19 protein-coding genes, 1 pseudogene and 2 riboswitches are annotated in these 26691 nt (G+C 37.2%); of the genes and pseudogenes, 3 read left to right on the forward strand and 17 right to left on the reverse strand.

The window, feature by feature from the left end:
• Nucleotides 1-4: 4 nt before the first annotated feature.
• Nucleotides 5-994 carry a LacI family DNA-binding transcriptional regulator gene (locus C1726_RS04750; RefSeq protein ID WP_102272117.1) on the reverse strand — a complete coding sequence of 330 codons (990 nt, stop codon included), beginning with the start codon at nucleotides 992-994 and terminating at the stop codon, nucleotides 5-7.
• Between the two features lie 372 nt (nucleotides 995-1366).
• Between C1726_RS04750 and C1726_RS04755 the strand changes: the two genes are divergently transcribed.
• Nucleotides 1367-2335, forward strand: a complete 969-nt coding sequence (locus C1726_RS04755) for a sugar phosphate isomerase/epimerase family protein (RefSeq protein ID WP_102272118.1) — start codon at nucleotides 1367-1369, stop codon at nucleotides 2333-2335.
• Nucleotides 2336-2577: 242 nt separating this feature from the next.
• On the opposite strand, the gene C1726_RS04760 is transcribed toward C1726_RS04755, so the two are convergent.
• From C1726_RS04760 to C1726_RS04785, 6 genes are read right to left on the reverse strand one after another with little or no spacing between them, the layout of a single operon-like run.
• Nucleotides 2578-5118 (reverse strand): tetratricopeptide repeat protein, encoded by a 2541-nt coding sequence (locus C1726_RS04760; protein WP_102272119.1) that lies wholly within the window; start codon nucleotides 5116-5118, stop codon nucleotides 2578-2580.
• Complete coding sequence (locus C1726_RS04765; RefSeq protein WP_102272120.1) at nucleotides 5115-6440, reverse strand: dynamin family protein; 1326 nt, start codon at nucleotides 6438-6440, stop codon at nucleotides 5115-5117. Before C1726_RS04765 ends, C1726_RS04760 begins: the two co-directional genes overlap by 4 nt.
• Nucleotides 6441-6463: 23 nt before the next feature.
• Nucleotides 6464-8695 (reverse strand): dynamin family protein, encoded by a 2232-nt coding sequence (locus tag C1726_RS04770; protein WP_102272121.1) that lies wholly within the window; start codon nucleotides 8693-8695, stop codon nucleotides 6464-6466.
• A 12-nt stretch (nucleotides 8696-8707) separates the two neighbouring features.
• Nucleotides 8708-10384 (reverse strand): dynamin family protein, encoded by a 1677-nt coding sequence (locus C1726_RS04775; protein ID WP_180968098.1) that lies wholly within the window; start codon nucleotides 10382-10384, stop codon nucleotides 8708-8710.
• A 19-nt stretch (nucleotides 10385-10403) separates the two neighbouring features.
• Complete coding sequence (locus tag C1726_RS04780) at nucleotides 10404-10805, reverse strand: SMI1/KNR4 family protein (RefSeq protein ID WP_102272123.1); 402 nt, start codon at nucleotides 10803-10805, stop codon at nucleotides 10404-10406.
• Between the two features lie 57 nt (nucleotides 10806-10862).
• Complete coding sequence (locus C1726_RS04785; RefSeq protein ID WP_102272124.1) at nucleotides 10863-11843, reverse strand: HNH endonuclease; 981 nt, start codon at nucleotides 11841-11843, stop codon at nucleotides 10863-10865.
• Between the two features lie 270 nt (nucleotides 11844-12113).
• Between C1726_RS04785 and C1726_RS26510 the strand changes: the two are divergent.
• A pseudogene (locus C1726_RS26510) lies at nucleotides 12114-12423 on the forward strand (sugar phosphate isomerase/epimerase family protein); the annotation flags it as partial.
• A gap of 527 nt (nucleotides 12424-12950) precedes the next feature.
• Here the strand turns inward: C1726_RS26510 and C1726_RS04795 are convergent.
• The 5 genes from C1726_RS04795 to queF form a co-directional block, all read right to left on the reverse strand.
• Nucleotides 12951-13616 carry a hypothetical protein gene (locus tag C1726_RS04795; RefSeq protein ID WP_102272125.1) on the reverse strand — a complete coding sequence of 222 codons (666 nt, stop codon included), beginning with the start codon at nucleotides 13614-13616 and terminating at the stop codon, nucleotides 12951-12953.
• Nucleotides 13617-14004: 388 nt separating this feature from the next.
• Nucleotides 14005-15102: a TcaA NTF2-like domain-containing protein gene (locus C1726_RS04800; protein WP_102272126.1), complete on the reverse strand. Its 1098-nt coding sequence runs from the start codon at nucleotides 15100-15102 to the stop codon at nucleotides 14005-14007.
• A 326-nt stretch (nucleotides 15103-15428) separates the two neighbouring features.
• Complete coding sequence (locus C1726_RS04805; RefSeq protein WP_102272127.1) at nucleotides 15429-15971, reverse strand: VUT family protein; 543 nt, start codon at nucleotides 15969-15971, stop codon at nucleotides 15429-15431.
• Nucleotides 15972-15992: 21 nt separating this feature from the next.
• Nucleotides 15993-16661, reverse strand: coding sequence for a 7-cyano-7-deazaguanine synthase QueC (queC, locus tag C1726_RS04810; RefSeq protein ID WP_102272366.1), 669 nt, complete (start codon nucleotides 16659-16661; stop codon nucleotides 15993-15995).
• Nucleotides 16662-16717: 56 nt separating this feature from the next.
• Nucleotides 16718-17218 carry a preQ(1) synthase gene (queF, locus tag C1726_RS04815; RefSeq protein ID WP_102272128.1) on the reverse strand — a complete coding sequence of 167 codons (501 nt, stop codon included), beginning with the start codon at nucleotides 17216-17218 and terminating at the stop codon, nucleotides 16718-16720.
• A gap of 126 nt (nucleotides 17219-17344) precedes the next feature.
• A riboswitch (PreQ1 riboswitch) is annotated at nucleotides 17345-17391 on the reverse strand.
• A gap of 218 nt (nucleotides 17392-17609) precedes the next feature.
• Nucleotides 17610-17710: riboswitch (SAM riboswitch) on the forward strand.
• 355 nt (nucleotides 17711-18065) lie between these two features.
• Between queF and C1726_RS04820 the strand changes: the two genes are divergently transcribed.
• Entirely contained in the window at nucleotides 18066-19169 is a 1104-nt protein-coding gene (locus tag C1726_RS04820) for a 5-methyltetrahydropteroyltriglutamate--homocysteine S-methyltransferase (RefSeq protein WP_102272129.1), read from the forward strand.
• A 180-nt stretch (nucleotides 19170-19349) separates the two neighbouring features.
• Here the strand turns inward: C1726_RS04820 and C1726_RS04825 are convergent, their stop codons facing one another.
• The 5 genes from C1726_RS04825 to C1726_RS04845 form a co-directional block, all read right to left on the reverse strand.
• Nucleotides 19350-19571, reverse strand: a complete 222-nt coding sequence (locus C1726_RS04825; RefSeq protein WP_102272130.1) for a hypothetical protein — start codon at nucleotides 19569-19571, stop codon at nucleotides 19350-19352.
• A 483-nt stretch (nucleotides 19572-20054) separates the two neighbouring features.
• Complete coding sequence (locus tag C1726_RS04830) at nucleotides 20055-23258, reverse strand: AAA family ATPase (protein WP_102272131.1); 3204 nt, start codon at nucleotides 23256-23258, stop codon at nucleotides 20055-20057.
• Entirely contained in the window at nucleotides 23239-23946 is a 708-nt protein-coding gene (locus tag C1726_RS04835; RefSeq protein ID WP_102272132.1) for a hypothetical protein, read from the reverse strand. The genes C1726_RS04830 and C1726_RS04835 overlap by 20 nt, the downstream gene beginning before the upstream one ends.
• The gene (locus C1726_RS04840) at nucleotides 23906-25315 is read right to left on the reverse strand and encodes a hypothetical protein (RefSeq protein ID WP_102272133.1); all 1410 of its coding nucleotides are present in this window, start codon (nucleotides 25313-25315) and stop codon (nucleotides 23906-23908) included. The genes C1726_RS04835 and C1726_RS04840 overlap by 41 nt, the downstream gene beginning before the upstream one ends.
• Complete coding sequence (locus tag C1726_RS04845; protein ID WP_102272134.1) at nucleotides 25291-26568, reverse strand: DUF2399 domain-containing protein; 1278 nt, start codon at nucleotides 26566-26568, stop codon at nucleotides 25291-25293. Before C1726_RS04845 ends, C1726_RS04840 begins: the two co-directional genes overlap by 25 nt.
• Nucleotides 26569-26691 lie beyond the last annotated feature (123 nt).

Consider the following 26691-nt stretch of genomic DNA (forward strand, 5'->3'; position numbering starts at 1 on the left):
CTCCTTACCCCATTGTTGACTCACGAATGATTAAATCATGATCAAGCACAACGCTTTCCACCTGTTCTCCTTTAATATTCATGATCAGCATATTTGCAGCTGTCACCCCCATTTTGTACATCGGCTGAGAAACCGTTGTCAGTGTTGGATTCGTCATGTTTGAAAAACTAATATTGTCAAAGCCGATAATGGCCAGATCATTTGGTACATGCAGCCCGCTTCCATTGATGCCTTTTAACGCGCCAATCGCTAATGTATCGGAAACTGCGAATACGGCAGTTGGCTTCTCTTCTAGCTCAAGCAGCACCCTTATTGCTTGAACACCGTTATGAAATTCTAGATCCTTTGTGTGGAAAATCCATTCTTCACGGATTGGAAGGCCAAACTCCTTTAGGGCTCTTTCATATCCGCTCCTTCGCTGTCTTGCATAAAGGAACTTTTCATCGGAATTAATGAGGGCAATCTTTTTATTCCCTAATCGAATGAGATGCTTAACCGCTTGGTAAGCAGCCAGCTCACTATCAATAGTGACAAAGGGAATACTCCCGCCTTCGTCATACTCACTGCAAAGGATTACAGGGTAGCTTTCCGCTATTTCAGTCAGCTTCTGCCTATTGACTGCCGGATCCATTGAGATGACCCCGTCAGCCAATTTGTTTTTGATCATATTGAAATAGATATTTTCCCGCTGTGGATTTGAATCGGTTTCGCAAAGAAGAATGTTGTAGCTGTTGGCAATCGCTGTATTTTGAATTCCGTTGATAATTTCTGTGTAAAAAGGATTGGAAATGCTAGGGAGCAGCACGAGTAAAAGCCGGCTTTCAGAGTTTCTTAGGTTTCTCCCGAGCATGCTCGGCTCGTAATTTAGTTCCTTAATTGCATTTTCTACCTTTAGTCTCGTTTTTGTGCTTACTGATGCCGCATGGTTTAGCACTCTTGAAACGGTTGCGACGGAAACTCCTGCTTTTTCAGCTACCTGCTGGATATTTGCCATGATCATTTCCCTCTTTCATACTCTATGACAGCAATTTGTAATCGATTACAAAATGATTTTAGAATGTATTGGATTGTTACCCAATATATTATGGTAACGCCGTAATTATGGCTGTTTCTTATAAAAAATATAGTTTGGTAGAGGTTGATTTCCGCTTCAGGTGCTCGCTTTCCGCGGGGTGGGGGCTGAGCCTCCTCGGCGCGAGCGCCTGTGGGGTCTCAGCTGTCCCACACTTCCCGCAGGAGTCTCGCACCTTCCGCTTCAATCAACTTAATCTTTTTTGCAGTTTTTACTCACACGGTTTATTCATATTGCTTTTTATATTCGGATGTAACGGATTACAAATTTCTTTTTTGAGGATGGTGTTTTTATATGAAGTTAGGCGTTTTTACTGTTTTATTTTCAGATAAGGGTTTGGATGAGATGCTTGATTATGTTGCTTCGATGGGGATTGAGGCGGTGGAGCTGGGGACTGGAGGGTATCCAGGGGATGCGCATTGTAAGGTGGATGAGCTGCTTGGGGATGAGCAGAAGCAGAAGGATTTCTTAGAAAAGATTGCTGGCAGAGGATTAATGATTAGTGCCCTCAGCTGCCATGGGAATCCGCTTCATCCGCAAAAGCCCATTGCTGAGGAAGCGGACTCCATATTTGTGAAAACTCTTCAATTAGCTAGCAAGCTTGGGGTGCCTGTCGTTAATACCTTTTCCGGCTGCCCTGGTGACCATGAAGGGGCGAAATACCCGAACTGGCCTGTAGCCCCTTGGCCCAACGAATACCTAGAAATTTTGAAATGGCAGTGGGAAGAGAAAATCATCCCCTACTGGAAGGAGAAAGCAGCATTGGCTGAACAGCTCAATGTAAAAATTGGACTTGAATTGCATGGCGGTTTCTCCGTACATACGCCTGCCACACTGTTACGCCTAAGAGAAGCTTGCGGTCCAGCAATCGGTGCGAATCTTGACCCAAGCCATATGTGGTGGCAGGGCATTGACCCAGTCGAATCTATTAAAATACTAGGACGTGAAAATGCGATTCATCACTTCCATGCGAAGGACACGATTATTGATCAGCCAAATACAAACCGCAACGGCTTAACCGATATGACTCCTTATAGTGACATGCAAAACCGCTCTTGGTACTTCCGCACGGTAGGATTTGGGCATGATTCCAAAGTGTGGGCGGATATGATTAGTACACTTCGGCTATATGGATATGATTATGTGGTGAGCATTGAACATGAGGATGGGCTGATGTCGGTGGATGAAGGTTTTGCGAAGGCGATTCAGACATTGAAGCCGGTATTGGTGAGAGAATCGGTTGGGGGAATGTGGTGGGTTTAAGGCATAATAGAAAAAGGATTGAAACATTCGAATCACAGAATCAAGTACCATATTTGACATAGAGCCGCAAAAAGTGTGTTAGGCTCTATGTCGAAATATAGCGATGTTCCTAGAATGGAGTGACTCATTTTTTATAACCTTCATGGCTTTTTATTGGATTTGAATTTCCTTTTATCTATTAAACAATTTTTTTGCTATTAGCACGTTGGGAGCTAATACAAATCAATCAAAATTGTTATTTTCTAGTAACTTAAATACCGCCTCTTCAGTTCCAAAACCATTGCAATGTAAAGGTCCTTTGCCTTCTCAAATTCCTGCTGAAGTAAATAGTCATATCCTTTTTGGATGTAAGTATTCCATATGGATGTGTACACATCTAATGGAGCCGAACTATTTTCAATTTGATCAACAATGAGTGGCGCAATTTTATAGTATTCCTTTATAAGGCTGACTCCATCGCCTTCGTTTATGAGCCAGGAATCTCGAAAGGCTTTGAAAGAAAGGATTTCTTCACAGTCATCTTCTTTTCCCATTGCTTTACATGTTGCTGTTGTTAAGAAGCAGGAACTTGAACTTGAGCTTGAACTGTATGAGCTGGAACTGCTCGTATAATTTTGAGAGCTGTTATAGCTTTTCGTTTTGTTTTGTTCTTTCGCTTTTTTCTCTTCTTCTAATCTTGTTGAAAGCTTTATGTAATGAGTATGTGCTTCACTAGATCCTAGTTCTTTTCCTCTTCTATAATAATCTAGTGCTTTTGGTAAATTCACTACCTTTCCATAGCCTTTCTCAAACATGAGACCAATTAAAAAGCAAGATTCACCTGTGTTTATTTTTTGGAGTATTTCGGCTGATTTAGCAAATTGATTACTTTTAAAATAAGCCACCCCTAGTTTTTCTTGAAAATTCAAATCTGTATCAAATTTATCAATTGCAAATAAACAAACTTGTATCGCTTGCTCATATTTTTTATCTGCCATATATACATCCGATAGGTCACTTGCTGCTTTACTATATCCTGCAGCACTTGCAAGACTTAATCGATAAAGAATTAAATTCGAGACATTCCAGTTGGAGAATAATGGTGCTAAAAACCCGATTACAAGAGCTGCTTGAACTGGTTTCATTGATTTTAGCCCTTGTGCTAATAAATAATTTGCTTCAGGATGTAGTAGATCACCTAAAAAAGTAAGATTCTCTATACTTAGTTGCCCTTTTTTATTCCATACTTTGAATAAACGGTCACCCGCTTCCTTGCAGCCAAGCTGAAAAGCTTTTTTATAATAGGAAACTGCTTGTTCCAAATCAGCTGTTTCAAAGGAAACGCCTTTATAATAGAGTGCTTTTGGATAGCGTGTCTCTTTTAGTTTCCTGCTTAAACCTGCCACCTGGGATTGATTTAATGCTAAGGCTTCCTTTAACCATATTTTCGCTTCAATGATTTTGTCATCATTGTTTGGAAGCGATAAAATTTTATCAATTGAGTACTTGATAGGTGCAAGACCTTTCTTCTTTTGCAGATAAATTAATAAGATATGAGCTTTATTATAGTTATGTGAAAGAAGTTTGTGAATAAACTGTTTCGCTCTTTCATACTCACCTGTTTGTATAAGAAGTTCTGTTAATCGATAGGTAACCTCTTTCTGGTGTTTATGTACAGGAGCTAGAAGGTCAATTGTAATTCCTTGATGATCAATAAACTCATGCTTCAAGGATTTTTCTAATTCTGTAATGATTTCTTGCAAAGAAACTTTTCTTTTCGTTAGTACTTGTATCAACTGGTCTTGTTTGTTGATTTTTTCCTGATAAGCGTCCCTAAGTTCATAAAAAGGACTGTTTTCACCTTGGCCAACAAATAATAAAGTTTTATTAATTGTTTCCATTATTTGATAGCTTTGCTGCAATTGGTTTTGCAGGTCCGCCAATAATTCTAGAATTGATTCCTCAATCGTTTCACTCATAAAAAGATTGTTAATGGGTTTATTCCAAGTATCAAGAAGCTTTTTCACCTTATCAAATCTAGAATCTTTTAAAACAAATATTTCTAGGTTTACCCCCTTGATCAATTGGTGCAATTCATCCTTTTTATCCTTCACAAGGATAACTACTCTGCCCTCATACTTAATCTCGTGTAAAAATCCAAGGATACTTTGCCAATTTTTTGTAAAAGTAAGATTAAGAATGATAATATCAGTATTTTTTATGAGCATTCTATGCTTCTTTACATTTCCTGTTAAATTTAAATCTGTGAAAGTTAGATGTTCATAAGGAAGTGCTGATTCAATGAGTACATGCTGAATCATTTCTTTCAAGTCCATTTGTCTAGTATGAACGAACTCCCTTATTATCGTATATAGCGCTTTCCCATCAATCTTCTCTTCATGCTGATGCCTATTCACAATTGTATATTGATCTTCTTTATTGAATTGATGAATAAGTGGAATGTCATTATTTTTTAGTAAAATTGGCTGGAATTTAGATGTCTTAAATATTTCGCTATATAGCTGGGTTCGTGCTCTGCTAGAGTCATATAATAGTCCAATACGTGATTTGCCAATTGAACCAGGATGCTTTAGGAATTCTTCAATTAATTCTACTTTATCTATTAGCCGATTCATGATATCTAGTTTTCCAAATGGAGCTTCTTCATCTAGCATGCCTTCGATTTCGCCAACTATCTCTTTCATGTCTTTCCATTGCATTTGAATGCTTGATTGAGGAGATTCCTGTGATAAAATTCTAGCGAGGAGTTCAATTTGCTGCTCTGTTTGATCGTAATCATTCATTTGTCTAAACTCCCCTTTTCTTTATGTAACACTGAATTCATAATAATTCCATCGAGTTTCTTCTTAATATGATCTACATCTTGCTGTACTTCAGTAATCTGTTGCAGCTCCAATTCTTTAAGCAAGTATAAAGGCAGTAATTCGCCAACTTGGCCTAGTTGTGATGCAGTAGAAATCAAATCAGTTATGACCTTTTTAGTACCTTCCATTTCTCTTTGTTTCGATTTAATAAACTCTTCAAGTCTTTGAAATGGCTGACCGTACGTTTTCCGGCTATTCCTGTGATTGCATTCAGTTAAGAACTCATGAATATATTTTCCTGTATATTCCTTTTCTTCAAGAGATGAATACGCCGCGATTGCATATACGTTTGTGAACCCTTTGTTTTTAATCGCATCATAGGCCTTTTCAATTGTTTGGTTAATATAAGATAAAGGTTTTTTATCAGCTTGATTAAAAATAATTAAAATGGGCTTAGTAAATTGCAAATCAGTTATAAACTTTAAATCTTCATTTTTTACGGTGCCATTATCAATATCAACCAGCCATATTAAAAAATCAGCAATCTGCAATTGCTGTTTTGCTATTTGCCGGTCAGTTTGTGACTCATCCTTAAACCCATCTGCTTTTGTATACCCAGGAGTATCAATAAATGTAATATTTTCAAAGTCTAGCGATGGAACCTGGACAATCATTTTATCGATATACGCTGGCAGGTTCACATGATACTGTTGATAAAAGGCATGGGAAATCGCTTGAAAAGCCTCCATGTCTAATTCAACTTCATTTGACCTATCAGTAATACCTTTTACTTCGAATGGACCATTCGTAATATAGGTGGCGACCGCAGTTGTAGGTGTTTGATTCTCTGGAAGGACAGGATATCCAATTAACGAATTTATAAATTTGGACTTACCCGCACTAAACCCGCCCGCAATCGCCACAACATTTTTATGCAGGAGATTATGTATTGTCTCAGGAAGGTTCATATTCTCCTTTAAGACAAGAAGTTCTTGATAGATCTCCCTGTCTTCCTTAAAACGAATTGAACTTGCGATTGACAAAAACTGATTGTAAATTAGCTTATCGAGTCTTTTAGTTATTTTTGTCTCACTATTCGCCTTTTGATTTCTTTGAAAAAGTTTTGAAATTAAATCCAAGGCTTCGTTTGGATTTTCCAAATATCTATTGCCAATTTTTTCTGCTGATTCTCGTAAATCACCTTCTTCTTCCACACTATCCCATAGATCATCTGTGTCCACTGAAAGTTTATCTTTTTTGTCTATATGACCTAATTCTTCAACTTCATCCCAAAGCTCCATACGATCAATCCTTATTAGTTAAACTAATTGATTTGTTTTATATCCTTTTTTAAGGAATCTATTAAATCCTGATATGCATGAATATAAGATTCTCTATCAGAAAGCTGACTTTGTAAATCATTAAGAACATCAGCAATACTCGCTGCAACATTATTTGTAAATTGTTTACTTTCCTTCGTTAAGGTAGAGGATACTTTTTCTTTTTCCTTATCGAGTAAGTGAACGGTATCTTTAATTATCGCTGATAGTACTTCTTTTTGCTTTCTTACTAATTGATGAATTTCTTGGTTTTCCACCACACTTGTTGTAAATGCATTGGAAAGCATTAACTCATACTTATTCGTATCCATTTGAAATTCCGAAATGGTTAATTTATTTAGGAGGATTTCGATTGGATTTAGAATCTCGCTTTCATTAAATCTGCCATCCTTTAGGTCAAAAAGTGATAAAATTGCGTTTTTCAATTCTTTTCGCAGCCTTTGGCTATCAACAATATCATTAAATACATCCATAACATGCCGTTGAATGTCTACCGTATATTTGCTGATATTATCGATGACTTGGTTTACTTTGGCATAATGATATGTGACATTTTTATAGACGTCTTTTTTCCAAAATAAAACTCCTTTAGTATGAGAATATGTCTCTCTTGAATCAGACGACACATCTACGTTCGCATATGAATCTTGGGCTTCACGTAAATCCTGCTGTAATCGCTGAATTTTTTTGGTTACCTCAATGGCTTCCTTTTCAAACAACAATTCTACTTTGCTATTGGCATCCTTTAGTTTAGATATAATCATATTATGTTTATCTTCTAATTGTTTTTTATCATAGTTTGTAAGATTATCCAGCCTTGATATGACTTCGGATTCAATTGATTGAAGGATTTGTTTAAATTTCTGTTTTTGTCCTGTAATTGTGTCTTTTAGCTTAAACTCTAGTATTTCATTTTTTTGAGATATGATGGACTGGAACTCTTTGTTCTTTATTCTTTCTACATTCGAAAGCTGCATGAATAAATTGCGATCATATTCTAAGTCTCGAAAAGTGAATTGGAGCCTATCAAGAATATGTTCTTCCAGTTCATTCAAGTTTTGACCATCTTTTACAGCAATACTATACGCTACGGAAGATACAAACTGTGGAGGTAAATATTCCTTTAATGATTGTAAGGTAATATTTCCTGGGTTTTTCTTTAATTCTTCTTCAATTACATAATTGGCATAGTTATGTAACTTTTTCCGTAACAGCATTAACTCTTGTCTTAAATCACCGCCAGGCTTCGTATTTAAGAGTGCTGAATCGAATTTGCTTCCGACAATGATCCCTTTTCGAATACCTTCTGTTGGTAAGGTGTTGACAATAAATTCAACATCCTGGCTCTTCATAAATTGTCCAGCATAGCTTAAAAGGAAAATAGCATCACATTGAGCTAGATATTTTCTGGTCACTAATCCACGAGAAACAATTGGGTCATTCGTTCCTGGTGTATCGATGATCTCCAAATCCTTTAATGTTGGAAGATCCAAATATATATTGGTACTTTTCACTATTGGTGTTAGAATCCCGTCAGATCCAACATAATAGTTCAAGCGGCCAACAAGATCCTCAATGGTTTCCACACCTGATATTTCCTCTGTTTGATCTAAGTATGCATCTAGATCGATTCCATTTTTGATAACTAAATCAGTTAACTCTTTACATCCAATTTTCTCTTCTGAAATTCGCTCTTGTACATAAAATCTAATTTCTTCTTCAGACACCTCAACCTCTTTCGTTTCAGTAACATCTTTCAAACGGAATTGTGCAAACGGATTAGAAGCTGATCTGCCTTTCTTTTGTTCCTTATACTCTCGCGCCAGTCTTTCATATTCCACATCATATTGGAGAGAAAGCTCTTCAATTGTTTCCCAATCCTTCCGGTTATAAAAGAATACTTCTGCTTTTAATTGTTGGGAGTACCCGATCTTCGTTAAAGCAGCCGTCATCGGTGTAGGTGCTTCTGGCAATACTTTACGCCCTTCAAATAATAACGCATTTAAAAATGACGATTTACCGGCCTTTACTTCTCCTACGATTCCGATTTTTAGTGTTTTTTCATTTGCCACAATTTGGTCGATTTTATCTTTAAATTCATTTACAAACACTTGAAGATTAGTTTGCAGAGAATCGGATATTAGCTTCTCTGCTTGTAGATAGGTAGAGCTTATTTGTGAAAATTGATCATGTAATTCACTATGATGTTTTGTCATTTTGTAAACTCCTTATCCCAGTTTAACTGCAAGTTGGTCGATTGCTTCGATGTCCTTTTTCAATTGCTCTAGATAACTCTTAAAGTCATGCTCTGCTTTTTGCTTATCTTCAATTGATTGATTAAGAGATGCATGTAAATCCTGCATTTCTTCTTGCATCTCAGTCTTTAAATCTGAAAGTACTTGCTCTTTTACATTCTCTAAGCTGTCCACGATATTATTTCTTATCTTTCCGACAATTTGTGGAATTGCTTGATTTTCTATTTCTACTTTTAGTTTTTCAAGGTGCTTTTCTTTATTATTAAACCCAAATACTTTTAAAATATCTGGTAAAAAGAAAAGGACTAATTCAATCCAAGGAGCTACAACTGCTGTTGCAATAGCAAGGCTGCCCACAGATATTTTAAATAGTTTTTCATATTTTTTTATTGCCTCTCCGCTAGTCCTTATTTTTTCAAAGCCATCTGCTACTTTTTTCATTGTTCCATCTAATGCTTGATTTACTTTAGATACCCCTTGAGCAATTGAAGATAAATCTTTCATCTCAATCGACATTTTTGTAATGAACTCAGAGAATGTTAACTCCAACTGTTTATTCGTAGAAGCGATCAATACTGGTCTTATTAGTTCATTTACCTTTTGATTAAAGCTTGTCTCCCCTGCTTGAGCACTTATTGCAAGAGAATGTGACTCATTTGATAAAACAGCTTCAACATCACGTAAAATATTTTCTTTTACTTCATTACGAATCTTGTGAGTAATTAGTATTTCTTCTTTTTTAAATTGATCGTTAAGTTTACCAATCCTTGTTTCGATTTCTTTAATTCGTTTGTTAATGGCATCAACGTTCGAATCAGAGTTATTGAGAAGAACTTGAAGGTTCATTTTCACTCTTGAAATAATCTGCTGAACTTTTGTTTTGAATTGTTGGATGAAGATCTCATTTTTATCTAATCCTTGTAAATAATCAAGGAACCCTTGATTTCCGCTTTCCAAACGATCCGAAGCAGTAATAACAGCGGCATCTTTTTTGATGGTTGTAACATGTTCCTTCATATTACTTACAACTCGGTTCTTCATCTCATCCGTCACTTTGTCAATTTTGTTGACAATGACGCCAAAATTCAAATTATATAAACCTAGTTCATATAGAAAGTTTGATACACTAGATTTTAATGAACCATCCGAGCACTCTACTACAATTAAGAACTGTACTCCTTCCTTTAAGTACTGAAAAATGGCTTTATTATGCTCAGCAATTCCAGAATCAAAGCCAGGCATGTCAACAAGTATGATGTCCTCTAAGTCTTTGAGTTTCTTATTTTCTAAAAAAACCTCAATGTGTTTGTATGTATTTGCGTCAATTTGTTTGATATCTGTAAGAGCATATTCCTTTTGGTTCCCATTATGGTCATGCGCAATGATTTTGTTAGGACCATATTTTACTTCAGCTGCAATCGCAGTTTCTGGAAGAACTTCGACTGGCAAAAGATCATCACCTAGGAATGTGTTGATTAAAGAACTTTTTCCTGCATTAAAACCGCCAACGATTGGCAGTTTAACAGCAAAGTTTGATATTTCCTTTTCAATTTCTTCTATTTGGACTTTCAAATCATTTGAAAGTGTATATTTCTCTGCCATTTCTTTTACTTCAAGAAGTACTTGCTTGTACATTTGTTTAGGTTGCATGAGAATCCTCCGTTGTTGTTTAATATAAAGATTGTATAAATTGATCAAAGTTCTTATTGACATTTTCAAACGAATTAATTTCATGATGATAGAGAATAATCACCGGATCTGCAGCATCCTTAAAGTGAAAGCATATATAGTCTCCTGAAGGAGTACTTGCAAATGGGATAACACCAATAGGAAGATCCAGCCAATCTATTAGAGAGAACAAGTTTATATCATAATCACGAGTAACAGGAATAAATGATTTTATGACTCGTTCAGTTTGTGTACTAGTTAGAAACCTCTTTTTGTCTGGCCTTGCTCCATGGTTTACTAGAATAATTTTTTTATATTCAGATGGATATGTTACTTGAAGTGTATTTTCGAGTTCTCTGACATCTTCAATCATTAAAGGAATTTTGCTGTATGACCACTTCAATTCATCACTTCCTATAATAGGGTTTCTGTACTTAAAAGATTTAGCAGATCAGGCAGTTCAGCGATATTCCGAACCTCCACCCCAAATAAATCTGCCACCTGTATGCCCGGTGCTGGCATGAATGGATTCATCTACAAGCTCAAGTCTGCCAAGTGTTTCATGATGATGCCATACATATCCATCAGGTGTTTCCCCCTGAGAAATTTGTTCTAGCTGCATTGGCGTAAATTGAGATCGTAACTCTGGAATATTTTCAACCTTCTGAGCTAAAACCGAATTGGCTGCTTCAAATTGCATATAATCACTTTCTAAATATAAATCTTCTGGAATTGTCACAGCAGTCACCTCTTCAAAATCTGGGAATACGCCTGTCACTGTGTCACCATTTGCTAGTTCAATAGTAGATTTCTCAAACGGCACATTTGTCTCAGTATGTTCTTCACCATCAAGTTCAGAATTAATTGTTTGCAGCACATATTCATCATTTGCAGATATGGTTTCCATACCAGTCGAAGGTTGTGTTTCAGTTTTCTCATTTGAGTTGATAAATTGGTCACTATCATCATAACTATCTATTTGATTTTCGGCTCCTACAACGGTTGGTCCGTTTAATACGTCCACGATTCCAACAGTCACACCGCCAACAATGATTAACTTTAATACTTCCTTACTGCCACTTTTTAGCTTATCGTAATCTTTATGGACAATCCCTTCATATACGTCACGTACATTTTCAGCCGTATTTGTAACAGCACTTTCAATTCCACTACCGGTTTGTTCAATCACTTCTTTTAGTATCTGTACACCGTGATTTGTTTTTTCAGAATCACGAGTCAAGGTCCCAGTTAATGTGTCACTAACGCCATCACCAGCAGCCCCTAGAATTTTCCAAGATGACTCACCAGCGTGCTCAATCGTGTTTCCAATGTCGGTTATAAAGTGACTATTGACTTTATTACCTAAAAATTGAACTGGTTTCCCTATAAAAGCAGTAGAGGCTTGTCCAAACAATTCTCCTGTATACTGAAAAAAACCCAAATATTCTCCCCCTTTCAGAAAAAAAAAAGAAAAGTGCCCCTTTGCAGAAACACTTTCAATCTTTATGAAATATTCTTGCAACTGACTAAATGTTGTTACAGAGAAAGAATAAAATCCCTTTATCTTTGCTCTCAATTGTTTGAATTAGGATAAATATACCACGAAAATAGTCCGGTATAAAGAAGTATTTTCAGCAAGCTTTCTAAGGAAAAACGAGTTCCCTCCATCACCCAAAAATAGGAAGAAAAATGCTTCAAAAGTTGAACAGTCAATGTGAAAATTGTTCTTGATATGCATTTTCGGGTTCTCCGTACATACCCCTGCCACACTGCTACGCCTAAGAGAAGCTTGAGGTCCAGCAATCAGTGCCAACCTGGACCCAAGCCATATGTGGTGGCAGGGCATCGACCCAGTCGAATCTATTAAAATACTAGGACGTAAAAATGCGATTCATTACTTCCATGCGAAGGACACGATTATTGAGCAGCCGAATAAAAATCGAAACGGCTTAACCGATATGACCCCTAATTGCAACCGCTCTTGGTATTTCCGCACTGTTGAGATTGGGCATGAAGAAAAGTACGGGCCAGTTTTCATCTCACTTCCATTCCTGAATAAAATACCCAGCCTAAGTAGAATAAGCGGATTTTTTCCGGTTATTCAATGCAATATCCACGATTTTTGCGTTTTTCGAGTCAATAGGCGGAATTTTTCCGGCTATTTTAGGGATATTTTATTATTTTTACTAAATAAGCGGAGTTTTTCCGGCTATTCAATGCTATATCCACGATTTTCGCGTTTTTCGAGGCAATAGGCGGAATTTCTCCGGTTAAATGCAGAATGGAGCTCATTTTGGGGTAAATAAGCGGAATTTTTCCGACTATTCAATGCAAAATCCACGATTTTTGCGTTTTTCGAGTCAATAGGCGGAATTTTTCCGGCTATTTTAGGGATATTTTATTATTTTTACTAAATAAGCGGAGTTTTTCCGACTATTCAAAGCAAAACCCACGATTTTCGTGTTTTTCGAGTCAATAAGCGGATTTTTTCCGGTTAAATGCAGATTGGAGCTCATTTTGTGGTGAATAAGCGGAGTTTTTCCGGCTATTATCTAAACGGATGCTTAACCTGATTCCCTAACCGATAGGTGCGGACTCTCTTGATCCCAGATGCAGGAATCAACAGCTGTTTTTCGACTAGTTGAGAAAGTGCCTTTTTTACCGTCTTGTCACTTAGCTTCAAATAATTTTCCACTTCTTTAGGGGATATGGCTTTTCCATTTCGAATCGCTAGCCGAAGCACTTCCTTTTCTACAAAGGACAAAGATGTCTGGTCTATTTCATCACCCAGCCATTGGCCAATTACTTGCTGAACAATCTGTTGGCATCGACGAGGCTTCTCTTTCACTTGGTCATAAGAAAAGCGGATCAAGGTCCATCCGTCAATCACCAGCTGGTTTTGCCGTTCCAGGCTGTCGGAAAATTGCCATCTGCTTATGTTCTTTAGGTGAGGACCATACCCGTCAACCTCAAAGCAAATCCGGATGGCTGGACGAATATAAGCAAAATCCAAATATCTTTTGCCATCCTTGAAATCATCAACTTCATATTCTGGATGAAGATTTTTGAAATGGAAAAATAAAGGCCACCATACTTGCTTCAAAAACAGCATTTCAGCCTGATTGTGACCTTCTTGCAAGCGCCGCAGCCGTTCACCGGTTCTTGCCTGCAAATGAGAATTCAAAAAAGCCTGGTATTCTTCTTCAAATCCCATAGCATCCCTCCTCCTATCCAATGGTCATGTATTTTCCACATTAATATATTTGCGGACAAATCTTAACTAATATGGAACCCTCCATATTCAATGCCACGAATGAAACATCTCTACTTTGAACGTTGGGCAGATTTTTAAAACTAATTGAGAGTGTAAAAAAGAGGTTTAATCAATTGGAGAAAGTAGTAAATATAAAAGAAGCATTTGAGGATAGAACTATTTTTAGTTTAATAGAATTCTTAAATTAGTCAATCTATTTTCTTAATATTGCGCAATAGTCTTTTATGTTCTAGCCTCCCCCAGCCTTAGGGAGAGGCACTTGGATATTTACCTCGTTTAAATATGATACGATTCACGACCACAAATGTAAGAGCATTTTTTTAAATAATTATAACTCTACACCTGTAATATAAAACTCTCCGTCAATTAATTCAACTGTATATTTGCTCGTTTGTTTGGTATCACTAAGGCCCTTTTCAGGATGATCAATTGTATAATACTCATCCGCATTTACTTCATACTTCTTATCTGCTATTTGCTCTATTGAAATAAGTTCGTAATCAATTAAATCTAAAACAATTCCACGAGAATTTAACGATTCCATATAGTTTTCTTGCTCAGAATAGAATGCCGATGATGGATAAATATAATTACCAAGAGATGCCGTATCACCATCTGTATATGTTTGCAAATAGTACATGATTAAGTAGCCGATTTGATCTCGTGCTGACTCTGCCGTATTATTTGCCCCTTGAACAGGTACCACATCTAAATCTGCTTGACTTGTTTCATTTTGAGTATCTCCTTGTGTAGACGTAACTGTTTCCCCATATGGAGTAACTTCATCCACATCACCGTTAGGATACATAAATGATACTGTTCTATCTTTATCAATTATGATTGATCCTTCTGCTAGCCCATTCGGTCTGCTAATATCAATTGCCCAAACATCATCGTGGACTCTTGGCTCAGCAAACGTATCGCCATTTGCAACTAAATCTGAATAACTCGGCAGTCTTTTAGACAAATTAATAGCCTCATCTTTTGTAATCCCATTAATTGAAACTTCTTCTTCTACTTCTTCTTCATTTTGTGTATCCTCTTGCTTTCCATTATCCTGTTTAAGTAACTTTAACTTAACTCCATATACATTACTGATTTCTGTATTAAAATGGAAAATATTATTGGCACCTGCCACTACTTCAAATTCCACTACATCACTTTTATCCCCTTGTCCCTTCGTTTGAATGGTATGAATACCAGTCGACATTGACATTTCTAAAGTTTCTGTTTTATTATTTTTTACTTTCATCACTTCTTCATCGTCAATATATACTTTAACTTTTCCAATGCCTGTTAATAATCCACCCGTGCGTTCAACACTTATTTGTACTTGTTCAAGAATTTCATCTTTTTCAGAATTAGAACAAGCTGCTAGGAACATTATTAACATAATAAAATAAATAACATGCACTACTTTCTTCATTCTTGATATCCTCCACTATAATTGCTTTAATCTATAATCCCCTACTAATTACCTATTAATATTATCCTAAAATCATATATTAATAAACAATATCTCTATATTATTTATAAAGGAATCAAATAGATCATTCATCAATAAAAAAAGGTACAGACAAGCCATTATCTAATGCCTTATCTACACCCTTTTCAGCCATGTAATTTAAATTTAGCGATCGTTATTTACTTATTAAAAGCGTGCCTCCTGGTATCTATTATTTTCTTTGACCATACCCACCACATAAGCAGTGGGGTTGGCAGCTTGTTTGCTTAGTACACTAGTAAATATTCTTAATATGATTTAGTCAGATTTCTCTTCTTCATTGCCAGTCCTTGGCTTAAAATTAAAGCCCCTAGCATTTGAATGATGGTCTTCACAATGATTTGCCCGAAAATAGCAGCTGGTACAGCTTCCCATGGGATAAAACCTGCGCCAAGCGGGCTTAACCCAACGATGACAAAAACGACAGAGTCAAAAAAGCCGCCGACCACTCCGCTGTAAAATACTCGCCAAGCCATTGGAAGCTTCAAGCGTGTATAAATTTCCGTATCGGCTGTTTCAGCGATCACAAATGATAACGCGGATGCAGCAACAATCATCAGCGTGTCTCCCAGTGAAAATGAAACGACACCGGATAAGAGTAATGCGATGAAAATAAAGCCATATGTTTTCGCTCGGCCATACTTATTTTGCACAAGATCCCGAAAAATGAAGGTTGCTCCAACAAACAATGTCCCCATTGGAACAATGAATATCCCAAACTCTAACGGGGCAAATCTTGCAGTTACTACGTTCGCCGTAACAATTGAAACTAAATAGAATATGATTCTCATGATGTCTCCCCCTTACTATTTTTATAGATGCTTAGCCATACTTTTTGCATGCAAGTACCCCTCAAGCCCTCTTTTTCGCAGCTGACAAGCCGGGCATTCTCCACAGCCATCGGCAATAATCCCGTTATAACAAGTGAGCGTTTTTTCTCTCACAAACTCAAATACGCCAAGTTGATCTGCTAGCTCCCATGTTTGTGCTTTGTTCATCCACATCAGTGGGGTATGAATAACAAAGGATTGATCCATTGATAAATTTAATGTGACATTTAATGATTTGACAAACATATCCCGACAGTCAGGATAGCCGCTAAAATCCGTTTCACAAACGCCTGTCACAAGATGCTTTGCTCCGATTTGACTGGCCAAAACCCCAGCAAATGAAAGAAAAAGGAGATTGCGTCCAGGAACAAAGGTTGAGGGCAGCTCCCCGTTCTCTCCTTCTTCAATCTTGATTTCATCACGTGTCAATGCATTCGAAGCAAGCTGATTCAGCAGAGACATATCAAGGATATGATGATGAATTCCAAGTTCCTTGGCGATTTCTTGGGCACATTCAATTTCAAGACGATGCCTCTGTCCATAATCAAAGGTCACTGCCTCCACATGCGCAAAACGTTCAATCGCCCAAAATAAACATGTCGTACTGTCTTGCCCTCCGCTAAATACGACAAGTGCTTTATCCTGATTCATGTACACATCCCCTTCATCTTTCATCTTTTAAAAAGAGGTGCAGCTAACCTCCCCTTTTACCGATTGTCAATCGTTTCAGGATTTAGATCATGATTCATTAAACGATAGTTTGCCATTTCTTCGTATTTCGTACCTGGTCTACCATAATTGCACCATGGATCAATAGAGATTCCGCCACGCGGGGTGAATTTCCCCCAAACCTCAATATATCTTGGGTCTAAAAGTTTGATTAAATCATCCATAATAATATTCACGCAATCCTCATGGAAATCCCCGTGGTTTCTGAAACTAAATAAATAGAGTTTCAGTGATTTACTTTCAACGATTTTTTGATCAGGAATGTATGAGATATACATCGTGGCAAAATCCGGCTGTTGTGTGATTGGGCATAAACTCGTAAACTCCGGGCAATTAAATTTCACGAAATAATCACGAGAAGCATGCAGATTATCGACTGACTCTAATACCTCGGGTGCGTAATTAAATGCATATTGTACGTTCTGATTTCCTAACAATGTTAAATCGTTTAATCCTTCAGCAGACTTTCGTCCAGACATAAAAAAAACCTCCTTGAAAAGTAATACCAAATCTTTTCAAGGAGGGGCTCTGACAGGTTCTATAGAAATCCATAGGATGAAATCAAAAAAAGCCATGTCCGTATATGGACATGGCCTGTTTGTCATGTATCCATAGTTTTTTATAGAGGGTATCAGCTATGAACCTCTCCTGAAAAGTTTCAGGTATTTTATCTTTGCATATCGTATAATGAATGCGGATAAATGTCAAATGGAAAATTTCATCATTCCAGTAGGATCCCTTCTAGAAAGAAAAGGAACAGCCTCCCGTTCCCAGCATCCTTTCCATGCAATTATGCATTTATTTTAAAAATCGAGTTGACATTCTGCCTTTTAACGTGTAAATTGGTTAATAATTTCATATTTTCAAATTTTCTTATCCAGAGAGGTGGAGGGACTGGCCCTTTGAAGCCTCGGCAGCGGACTTTTTAAGTACTGTGCCAATTCCAGTAGCAAATTGCTACAAGATAAGAAGAGCGGACCACTCATGTATATAATTAGCCCTCTTCTTATTTTCAAGAAGAGGGTTTTTTGTATTAAATGCTCTGTTATAACTGAATGCTGATTTTGCGGTGTTTGAGAAATAGACGGAAACATTCCGGTTAAATCGGGAAATACCTATATTTCCTTAAAAATAAAGGGAGTTTTTCCGCTTATCGTCTCCAAATCTTTGGATTTTGGCTGAAATTGAGCAGTTAACCGGAATATCTCCGCTTATTTCTGCTTCTTATGCCTCTTTTCAATAAATAGACGGAAATTCTCCGCTTATTAGTTCTCATACATACACGAAAATATCAGAGCGATAAAAAAAAATTGGGAGAAGATGAAAATGACAAAAACATTAGTTAAAGCTCCATTTCGTGCAGACCATGTGGGAAGTTTGTTACGCCCTGAAAGAATTCATCAAGCAAGAAAGGATTTCCAAGCAGGAACACTCTCGGCTCAGGAGCTTCACGAAATTGAAACAGAAGAAATCAAAAAAGTAGTCGATAAGCAAATTGAAGTGGGCTTACAAGCCGTGACAGATGGCGAGTTCCGCCGGAGATTCTGGCATACCGATTTCCTTGAGCACTTAAATGGGGTCGAGGGGTATGTGCCTGAACACGGGTTTAAATTTAAGGGAGAAGAAACGGAGCGCTATGATGTGCGCGTCGTTGGAAAAATTTCGTTTAACCCTGACCATCCGCATATTAAAGACTTTGTTGAATTTAAAGAAATTGTTGGCGATCGTGCCGTTGCAAAACAAACGATTCCAAGCCCGAATCAATTATTTAATGCTGGGATTCGCAACAAGGACATCTATCCGAACATTGAGGAATATGCAAATGATGTGATTCAAACCTATCGCGCTGCAATCAAGGCTTTTTACGAGGCTGGCTGCCGGTACCTGCAGCTGGATGATGTGTACATAGCAGGACTGAATGCACCTAATATTCCTTTTAATGATAGCGGTGCGACCCGCGAGGAATTAATTGAATTGGCATTAAAGGTTGTAAATGGGGTGCTCGAGGACAAACCAGAGGATTTAACCATTACTACCCATCTTTGCCGCGGCAACTATCGTTCCAATTGGGCATTCGAAGGCAGCTATGCAAAAATTGCACCTGTCCTGTTTGCGAAAGAGAAAGTAAACGGCTTTTTCCTAGAATACGATGATGACCGTTCAGGCGATTTCACGCCATTAGAACATATTCCAAATGATGGCCCGCGGGTCGTTCTTGGCGTATTTACATCCAAGCATGGCAAATTAGAAGCGAAGGAAAACATCCTCGCACGTGTGAAGGAAGCGTCTCAGTATGTCCCGCTTGAAAAATTATGCATCAGTCCGCAATGTGGGTTTGCCTCTACTCACCATGGGAATATCTTAACGGAAGAGGAGCAGTGGGCGAAGCTGAAGTATATTGTTGAGATTTCGGAGGAGATTTGGGGATAAAAAAGTGGAGTGAACATCATAATGAGTATGTTCACTTTACTTTCCTTTTTATTATTAATTAGGCTGTTTTTTCGTATAGAGTGTTGCTTTCTTGGTCATTTCGGGGTGCGAAAAATCAATATCATAACCGTTGAATTGATTTAAGAAGAAAAAAATGTTTGGAATAAAATCCAAACGCATTTACCATTTATTATTGTTATTATGCGTATGTCTATGTACGTAATCTTTACTTTTGTTTGAAGACCACTGCCCTAAAAAGGTAGCCAGAATCATAAAAACCCCACCAACTGCAAAAGCAATCATATAATGACCCATAAAAAATAGTACAAAAGAACCTACAAGTGAAACGATCATGACAATCATTAACCAAGTTGTTAGTTTTCTTTTCTTCTTCTCATCCATTGGAGTCCCTCCTTTTTATAGTAATATTTTAACATATATTGCAAAAGTATCTAATTATTCTAACTTCATCTATAATAAGATGCATATCTTAAATAAATAATATCTTTGATGTCAATTAATCAGACAAGCAATTTTTTATCCCACAGAAATAGGGGCTGTCCAAAAAGTCTTATTTTCAACTTCTGGATGCCCCCTTTTGTTGTTTTATAACCTTGATATTTCAACATTCTTGAGTTTTACATTTTAGAAGATTTCCACTTTTCGGACTGCCCTCAGGATACTTAGCTGATTCTGATTATACTGACGAAGATCCACTTCCTGCACAATTCACATATTCAACTAAGAGCTTAATATCCTCACTGCTATCATTCGTCTATGATATATTATGGTGCTCATAGTAAAATATCCAAAACTATTTTATTTACATCTCTTCAAAATTGTTCTTTTTTTAAATTTGACCCCTAAATACGATAAATCGATCCTTTAGTAGCTGACCCGCTTCACTTTAAACACAGTACTTTTTGGTATATTTGGATTGTGATGCACCACATATGCTTTAGAGAAACGATACAGGTATTCTTCTTCATGGGATTTTGGTGTAAGAATAATCATTTTCCGCTGTAATTCTTGTTCATATAATTCGAACACTTTATCTTTTCGGCCTTCATCAAGGGCACTATCAAATTCATCTAATACAATGTATCCTGGTGATGCTTCGATTGTTTGCAATAACGCGAGTGCAAACAATAAAGAACTAAGTGACTCCTCTCCACCTGATACACCTTTTCCTACCTTGCCGCCACGTGCTTTCACACTAACATCTTCTAATTTCCCACGGTGCCCTTCTTTTCTTGCCTTAATAAAAAGGGTATACCGAATCTGTCCTCGACGATCGGTGTTCATATCCCATTCAATTTTTCCTTCAAAACCGAATAAAGACATATAGTTAACAAATTTCTGGTTTACACCAATGATCTTCATATTGATGGTATCTTCTAAGTCTTCTTTCGATCGTTCCATTCGTTCCGAATATTCTTCTAATAATAGTCTCGATTTTTTCACTTCATTCTCTGACCGATCGTATTCTTCTTTCATCTTTGCATAATTTTCAGGTGCAGCTTCATCTATCCCCTTTTCATTTACCGCAAATTCAAAGACTGATCGTCCATTATTGCATAAGTCCCCAGCTTGCGGTTTTGTTAACTCGGCAACATGTCCCTCCTCTTCATTGTACTTAGCAACTAAGTCTTTTGCGCTTTCTTGAAGCTTTTGTATATCTTTTCTTGTACGAGAATATCCCTCTTCATTTGATACTCGCTCTTCTGACCTTATTTTTATTTGCCGCTCTATTTGTTCGATTTCTCGATCCTGCTGATAAAGACCCACATCTAAATCTTCCAGTCTTCTTGATAGCTGTTTTTCGTCACGTCTTTTTATATCTAATGTATCTGAGATTTCATCTAATTGAAGCGTTTTTTCCTTTTTATGTTGCTTAAGCTCCTTTAGCAGGCTATTTAACCTCTGAACTTCCGCTATTTTTGCTTGTTCTTTACGAAATTGTTCGTAGATTTCTAGATACTTTCGGTGAGTTGATAGGGATTGCTCCCATTGAGCGAATAACGTTCTCTGTTCATTTAACTCAACTTGAATCATTCGAAGTTCCTTTTCAATCGTTTCTATCTCTTTACATACTTTATCAAACTGACTTTGTCGCCATTCTCTTTCATTTTCTTTCGTATAAAATGCTTCTGCCTCTTTTAACGACTCTCTCCTGTTAAAAAGAGTTGAATTTCGATTATTGCGTCTAAGATTGTCCTCTTCTAATTGAAGATTTTCTTCTTTTATCCGTGTTAGGTCTTCTTCCAATTTCGCTTGTTGGAATTGCAGTACTTTCTCACTTAAGATAATTCGTTTATCCTCTTGGGGTCCACGAATCCCTTTTTCATCTACAAGCTGACCATTCACAATCAAAGGTTTTTCTTCTTTAAAAAATGACTCAACCCACCAAAGAGCTTTTATTGCATAGGGGTAAAGGTGCTCCTCTAGACGATCTTTAACCTTTAGATGCTTGTCCGGTAAATGCATGATGGTTTTGTCTGGAATTAGGTTAGGTAATGAAACGTGATAAAGGTCATTAGGTGCTTCAAATGCCTTTTTATTAACGAATAATGTATATTTGATCGTATCGAAAACATATTCATCCTGCTGACTCGCTGTCTCATCTAATTCCACAAGCTCACGTAAAGGGTAGGCTTCGATTTGATTCTTTTTAAAAAAGCGGATGGACTGCTCCTGACGGGGATTATACACTTTATTATTTTTTAGCAGTGTCAGTTCTCTATCAATCTTTCGTTCACTTTCATCTAAAACACGTAATCTATCTTTGTTCTGCTCCATTTCAAGATTGTTTTTATCCATCTCAGCTTGAACGGCGTTACTGCTTTGATACGTGTCAATTAATTCCTTAAACTTTTTCTCCTGATCTTTATCCTGATTTATTTTTACAGACAAGATCGCCTTTTCTTCAATTAAATCCATTCGGTGATTCGATAGACTAATAACCTTTGAATCCATTGCTTTAATTGAAGCATCGATTTCTTTATATTTCTTTTCCGCTTCACTCAGGCTAACCTGAACGTCTGCCTCTGACAGTCCAATCCGGTCGACTTGTTTTGTAATTTCGGCAATTTGTTCAGATATTTCATCGATCTTCTCGTTGGTTATTTTTAGCTCGTTATTTATTCCCTCTACTTCAAGCCCCAATTCATCTTCTCTGCCTTCAAGCTGACGAAGCAGCAGCCTGAACTGTTCAAGCTCATCCTTTTTCTCAGAGAAATGAATTTCCTTCACTCGTTTGGCATCAATCTTTTCCTCTTTATCCGTTAACAATTCTTCTATTTGCAACTTTAAAGAGTCGATTTGATTTAGATAATGGGTTTCCAGCCATTTTAATCCACGGTAATATTGGGTAAAGCCTTCTTCGCGTCGGCGATTGCGATCATGGTAGCGATCCAGTTCCATTTTCTTTTGCTTTAAATGCATTTTATTTAAACCTTGCTTGCTTTCCGCTTCTTTCAGGCTTTGTTCTGTCTCTTTAACAAGCTCTTTACTTTCTTCCCAGTTTTTCTGGATTTTATCAATGCCATTCATTTCGCTAAAAATTCGGAAACGTTCTTCTGGATGCATGATGGCAAACTGATTGACTTCTTTTTGATACCAAATTAAATAAAAGGCATCTGGGTCGACCGCATACTTATACAGCACTTGATTTTTGTATTCCGAAAAGTTCAAATTGCCGCCACTCGTAAATTTCGTCGTCCGCTCCCATTTGTCAATTTCATCCCCCTCTTCAATGTAAAACTCTCTTTTAATGGGATCACCAGGTTTTTGCTCTATTTCCAAGCGAAATTGTACATATAGGGGGGCATCAACTTTCATTTTCCCAGCATTTTTGAATAGAAGATCAATTTTAGCTCGCCACGTCTGATTAGCTGGTAGATTATTAGACTTTAATCCATCCACATCCACTTTACTTGAGTAAAGAACTCCACCCATACAAAAGGTTACCGTTGATTTACCCGCTCCGTTAGGGCCGGAAATAAGAATATGATCATGCTCCCCGGATAAATCCATTACGGTTGGAATATAATCCCTGATCCCAGAGAATCTAAGTCTCCATGGTATCATCCGGTACCCCTCCATTCATGTTATAGCGTTTAAAGAACCGGAGAACATCCTCCATATGGAGCTGATTCGATTGACTGAACTCAGCATATCTCCGTAAAAATGAATCAGAAAAAAGATGCGCACCAATCGCTGTTAACTGATAGGCCTCTTCATCCGAGTTCGTATCATAGATTTCAATTGCACCAATTTTTTTCAAGGGATCTAAATTTGCTTGTATTTTCCTTGTCACCTGTAAAGATTCATGCCCAAAGCTATTGATCAATTGAGAGAACAAGGTATACTCATTCTGCAGCACTTCCTGATGATAAAAAATAAACATAAGAATGGCTAAGCCTTCTTTATTTAATACGTTTTTTGCTTGTTTTGCAGGAACATGCATCAGTGCGACAACTTGATTCCTGCGTTCATCATAAATCACTTTGAAATAACGGCAAACAGCTTGATTCACTCGTTTTAAAAAAGAAAAAAATTCTTCCTCGCTATTTGCACCGAGCAATTTTTCTACCTCTTTTCGGGAAAGCCCAAAATTCCCCATTCGAATGGTAGCAGAGGAGGAAAACAAAATTTGCATAAATGTAAGCTCTTCTTCCTTTGTTAAAAATCCTTGAATGGACTGTAATGCACTTAAAGGATGATCGTTCATGTACTCATTTTCTTCGTTTTCTAATTCCATAGCTTCCTTGTTCATCTTCTGTCCACCTCCAATCTCTTTCTTCCATATTTCCGTGTACTTTTCTGTTTGCATTTTCATCAATATCTGCCTTTTTATTTGCAACGAGTGCAGACACTCCGATTAAGCCGTTCAATACATCACTCCACTTGTCGGAACCGGCTTGTATGACCAACTCATCTAATCCCGCTTCTTCTACCTCATCAAGGTATTTTTCAATATCTTCCGTATGAATCATTTGCTTCGTCATTTGCCATTTAGAATCGCCCATAATTTCTTCTAAATGATCTTCCATGATTTCATCAATCTCTTGAAAATCCTCCACCAGTTCTTCTTCAATTTCATCAGTAATTGGTTCGTAATTTTCAATATGGTCGATCCCCTCGTCAATCGCATTTGGAGATAAGGGACTAGCGAATTTAACAGGTACCCATAGACCATCTAAATCTTCGTCCTCATACTGACCTTGTTCCATAAAACTAAGGATTTGATGTGCATTGGGAATTTCCGAACCAATCGGCGGATCAAATGATTGCACGATAAAATTTCTTAGTAAATCTGGTTGGATCGTTTCAATGAAATCTGTTTTTTGTAAGTGTGCGAACTTGAGAATTTTATTAATGGTACCAAGACTTATCTTTGTTCCCGCACTTATCGCTGTCAACCCTCTCTGTTTAATGGGGGCGAATACTAATTCCTGATCAAAAGTTTCAAATTTGGCCAGACGCTCCACCATTTTCGTTTCCAATTCTTTCATTAATTGATGGATGACTTCTACTTGGGATAATGCATTTCGATCAGCTAAATATTCTAACTCCCTTTCAGTAAGCAGCGAAATAGCTTCCTCTACATTTTTAATCATACTGGCTAACTTATTTCCTCCAGAAATGCCTTTGTCATCATAGGCTTCACTAATTTCTGCATCCCTTTTCGCTTGGAATAAGGACCTGGCAACATCGTCATTCATATAATAAGCAAGCGAATCATTGGCCAATCGAATTAAAACATCCATCATTCTTTTTCCAAGATCACGCATCTTAATACGCTTCGCTGTTTTCGTTATCCAATTAAACTTCAACAATATATAAGTTAAGTGTTTCACATATTCAATCGTCATCCCTTCGTCATAGCCATACGTGTGACGATACCGATAAAAGAGTGTGTCCTCATTTTCAATTGGATCGGTCATCCCCAGTGCTTCTTGATTAATGAGATTGAGTACACGGATAAAACGTAATACATTCATTGGAGCATGGAACGATTCCTTATCACTTAACTCATTTAAAACACCTGCTAATGCAGCCATGTCACGCATCGTTTGGAGAAGCTCCGGTTTCTCCATATCCATATTAAATATAGAAATTAGGGACTGATCCATTTTTCCCACCGTTCTACGCCCCCAATCTCTTGCTCCTGTTCCTCTTTCTGAACTTGTATAGCTCCTTCATATCTTGATTGAAACGCTTCTAAATTCAGAACGACTTCTAATGGTGGAACAACCCATTTCGTTACTGCCTGGCTTTTTCCTACTATTTGTCCTACATCTTTAGCAATGATAAGTCCTGCTTCATCCACATCGGTCCAAATAATCACTTGTTTTACATTTGATACAAGCTGTTCAATCAATCGTCGATGGGCAGATCTTAATTGACCATCAATTCCTACTACAAAGCTCTTTGAATCGATCAGGAAGTTCTTTTCATAAGCCATCCGTGTAACAATTCCTCGATTCTCAACTACCCACAAGACTTCTGCATCCGTTCGAAAATCCTCGGTAAAAACCGCTAAATCGGTTGTTGCATGTATCGGTCCATACTTGTACGAAACACTTTTCCCTTCCATAGGTCCTGTAAAATAAATGGGGGTAATCGTCCCTAAACTGCTTAGCCCTAGTAATTGCAATGGATATTCAAGCAACTCTTCGGCAACTTCAATGAATTCCTTTTTATAAGCATCGAATTCTTTCGAGCCACCAATTTTCCGGTAATAACTTGCACCAATCTGCTTCCAATCAAAATGATGTTCGATTGTTGAAATTTGATAAAACGCAGTTAAAAAGTGTAAAAATAGCAGTTGTTTTTGAAACCTCCACGTAGAGCCAATATCGTCAATATTCCCCTTCGTCGCCATTTCATCAAAAATATCATTTAATCTATTAAGCTTTTCTTTACGTTTAAGGTTAGGTGAAGAATAAGATTTCTGTATTTGTTTCCATTGATTCTTCCATTCGAGGAAGGATTCATTTTTCTCTGTTTCTTGTTGATCCTTTATTTGCTTTTTATACTGGAATAAAGACACTCCCATTCGAAACTGTTCACTTTTCACCGTTCGCTCGTCTTTTGCCAAGCGATACTCACGAATGACCCATCCGTTTCTAATCCATTCATATATCATATTTGTAAGTTCAAATTGTTTTTTAGTTCTTGGGCTTGTGAAGGTTTTCACCAGGTTTATTGGTGGTACAGTTTGGTTATTCCCCCCCACTGTTAACATTGCAACCGTCCTTCTAGTTCTAGTAGTCTTTTTTATTATAGGAATATCGATAATCCCATTATTTTCTCTAATATCAAGTAGATTAAGTTCCTCATCTTTTAATAAAATATTTTCATACAAATAATCTATCCATGTATTATTAATCAAAGCCTAATCCCCCTCTACCACAATTTTATTTTATCATAGAGCAGGGAGTAGCTTTCTGCTAAAGAAATAACAATATATGTGAATTGTACTTTACCTACTTTTTATATCAGAATTCATTGGCAT

Source organism: Cytobacillus massiliigabonensis, assembly GCF_900199725.1.
In the GTDB taxonomy this organism is placed as follows: domain Bacteria; phylum Bacillota; class Bacilli; order Bacillales; family Cytobacillaceae; genus Cytobacillus; species Cytobacillus massiliigabonensis.

Bases quoted from the DNA above. Each gene is read 5' to 3' on its own strand.
- C1726_RS04750 (WP_102272117.1), bottom strand. From the start codon at position 994: ATGGCAAATATCCAGCAGGTAGCTGAAAAAGCAGGAGTTTCCGTCGCA.
- C1726_RS04755 (WP_102272118.1), top strand. From the start codon at position 1,367: ATGAAGTTAGGCGTTTTTACTGTTTTATTTTCAGATAAGGGTTTGGAT.
- C1726_RS04760 (WP_102272119.1), bottom strand. From the start codon at position 5,118: ATGAATGATTACGATCAAACAGAGCAGCAAATTGAACTCCTCGCTAGA.
- C1726_RS04765 (WP_102272120.1), bottom strand. From the start codon at position 6,440: ATGGAGCTTTGGGATGAAGTTGAAGAATTAGGTCATATAGACAAAAAA.
- C1726_RS04770 (WP_102272121.1), bottom strand. From the start codon at position 8,695: ATGACAAAACATCATAGTGAATTACATGATCAATTTTCACAAATAAGC.
- C1726_RS04775 (WP_180968098.1), bottom strand. From the start codon at position 10,384: ATGCAACCTAAACAAATGTACAAGCAAGTACTTCTTGAAGTAAAAGAA.
- C1726_RS04795 (WP_102272125.1), bottom strand. From the start codon at position 13,616: ATGGGATTTGAAGAAGAATACCAGGCTTTTTTGAATTCTCATTTGCAG.
- C1726_RS04800 (WP_102272126.1), bottom strand. From the start codon at position 15,102: ATGAAGAAAGTAGTGCATGTTATTTATTTTATTATGTTAATAATGTTC.
- C1726_RS04805 (WP_102272127.1), bottom strand. From the start codon at position 15,971: ATGAGAATCATATTCTATTTAGTTTCAATTGTTACGGCGAACGTAGTA.
- queC (WP_102272366.1), bottom strand. From the start codon at position 16,661: ATGAATCAGGATAAAGCACTTGTCGTATTTAGCGGAGGGCAAGACAGT.
- queF (WP_102272128.1), bottom strand. From the start codon at position 17,218: ATGTCTGGACGAAAGTCTGCTGAAGGATTAAACGATTTAACATTGTTA.
- C1726_RS04820 (WP_102272129.1), top strand. From the start codon at position 18,066: ATGACAAAAACATTAGTTAAAGCTCCATTTCGTGCAGACCATGTGGGA.
- C1726_RS04825 (WP_102272130.1), bottom strand. From the start codon at position 19,571: ATGGATGAGAAGAAGAAAAGAAAACTAACAACTTGGTTAATGATTGTC.
- C1726_RS04830 (WP_102272131.1), bottom strand. From the start codon at position 23,258: ATGATACCATGGAGACTTAGATTCTCTGGGATCAGGGATTATATTCCA.
- C1726_RS04835 (WP_102272132.1), bottom strand. From the start codon at position 23,946: ATGAACAAGGAAGCTATGGAATTAGAAAACGAAGAAAATGAGTACATG.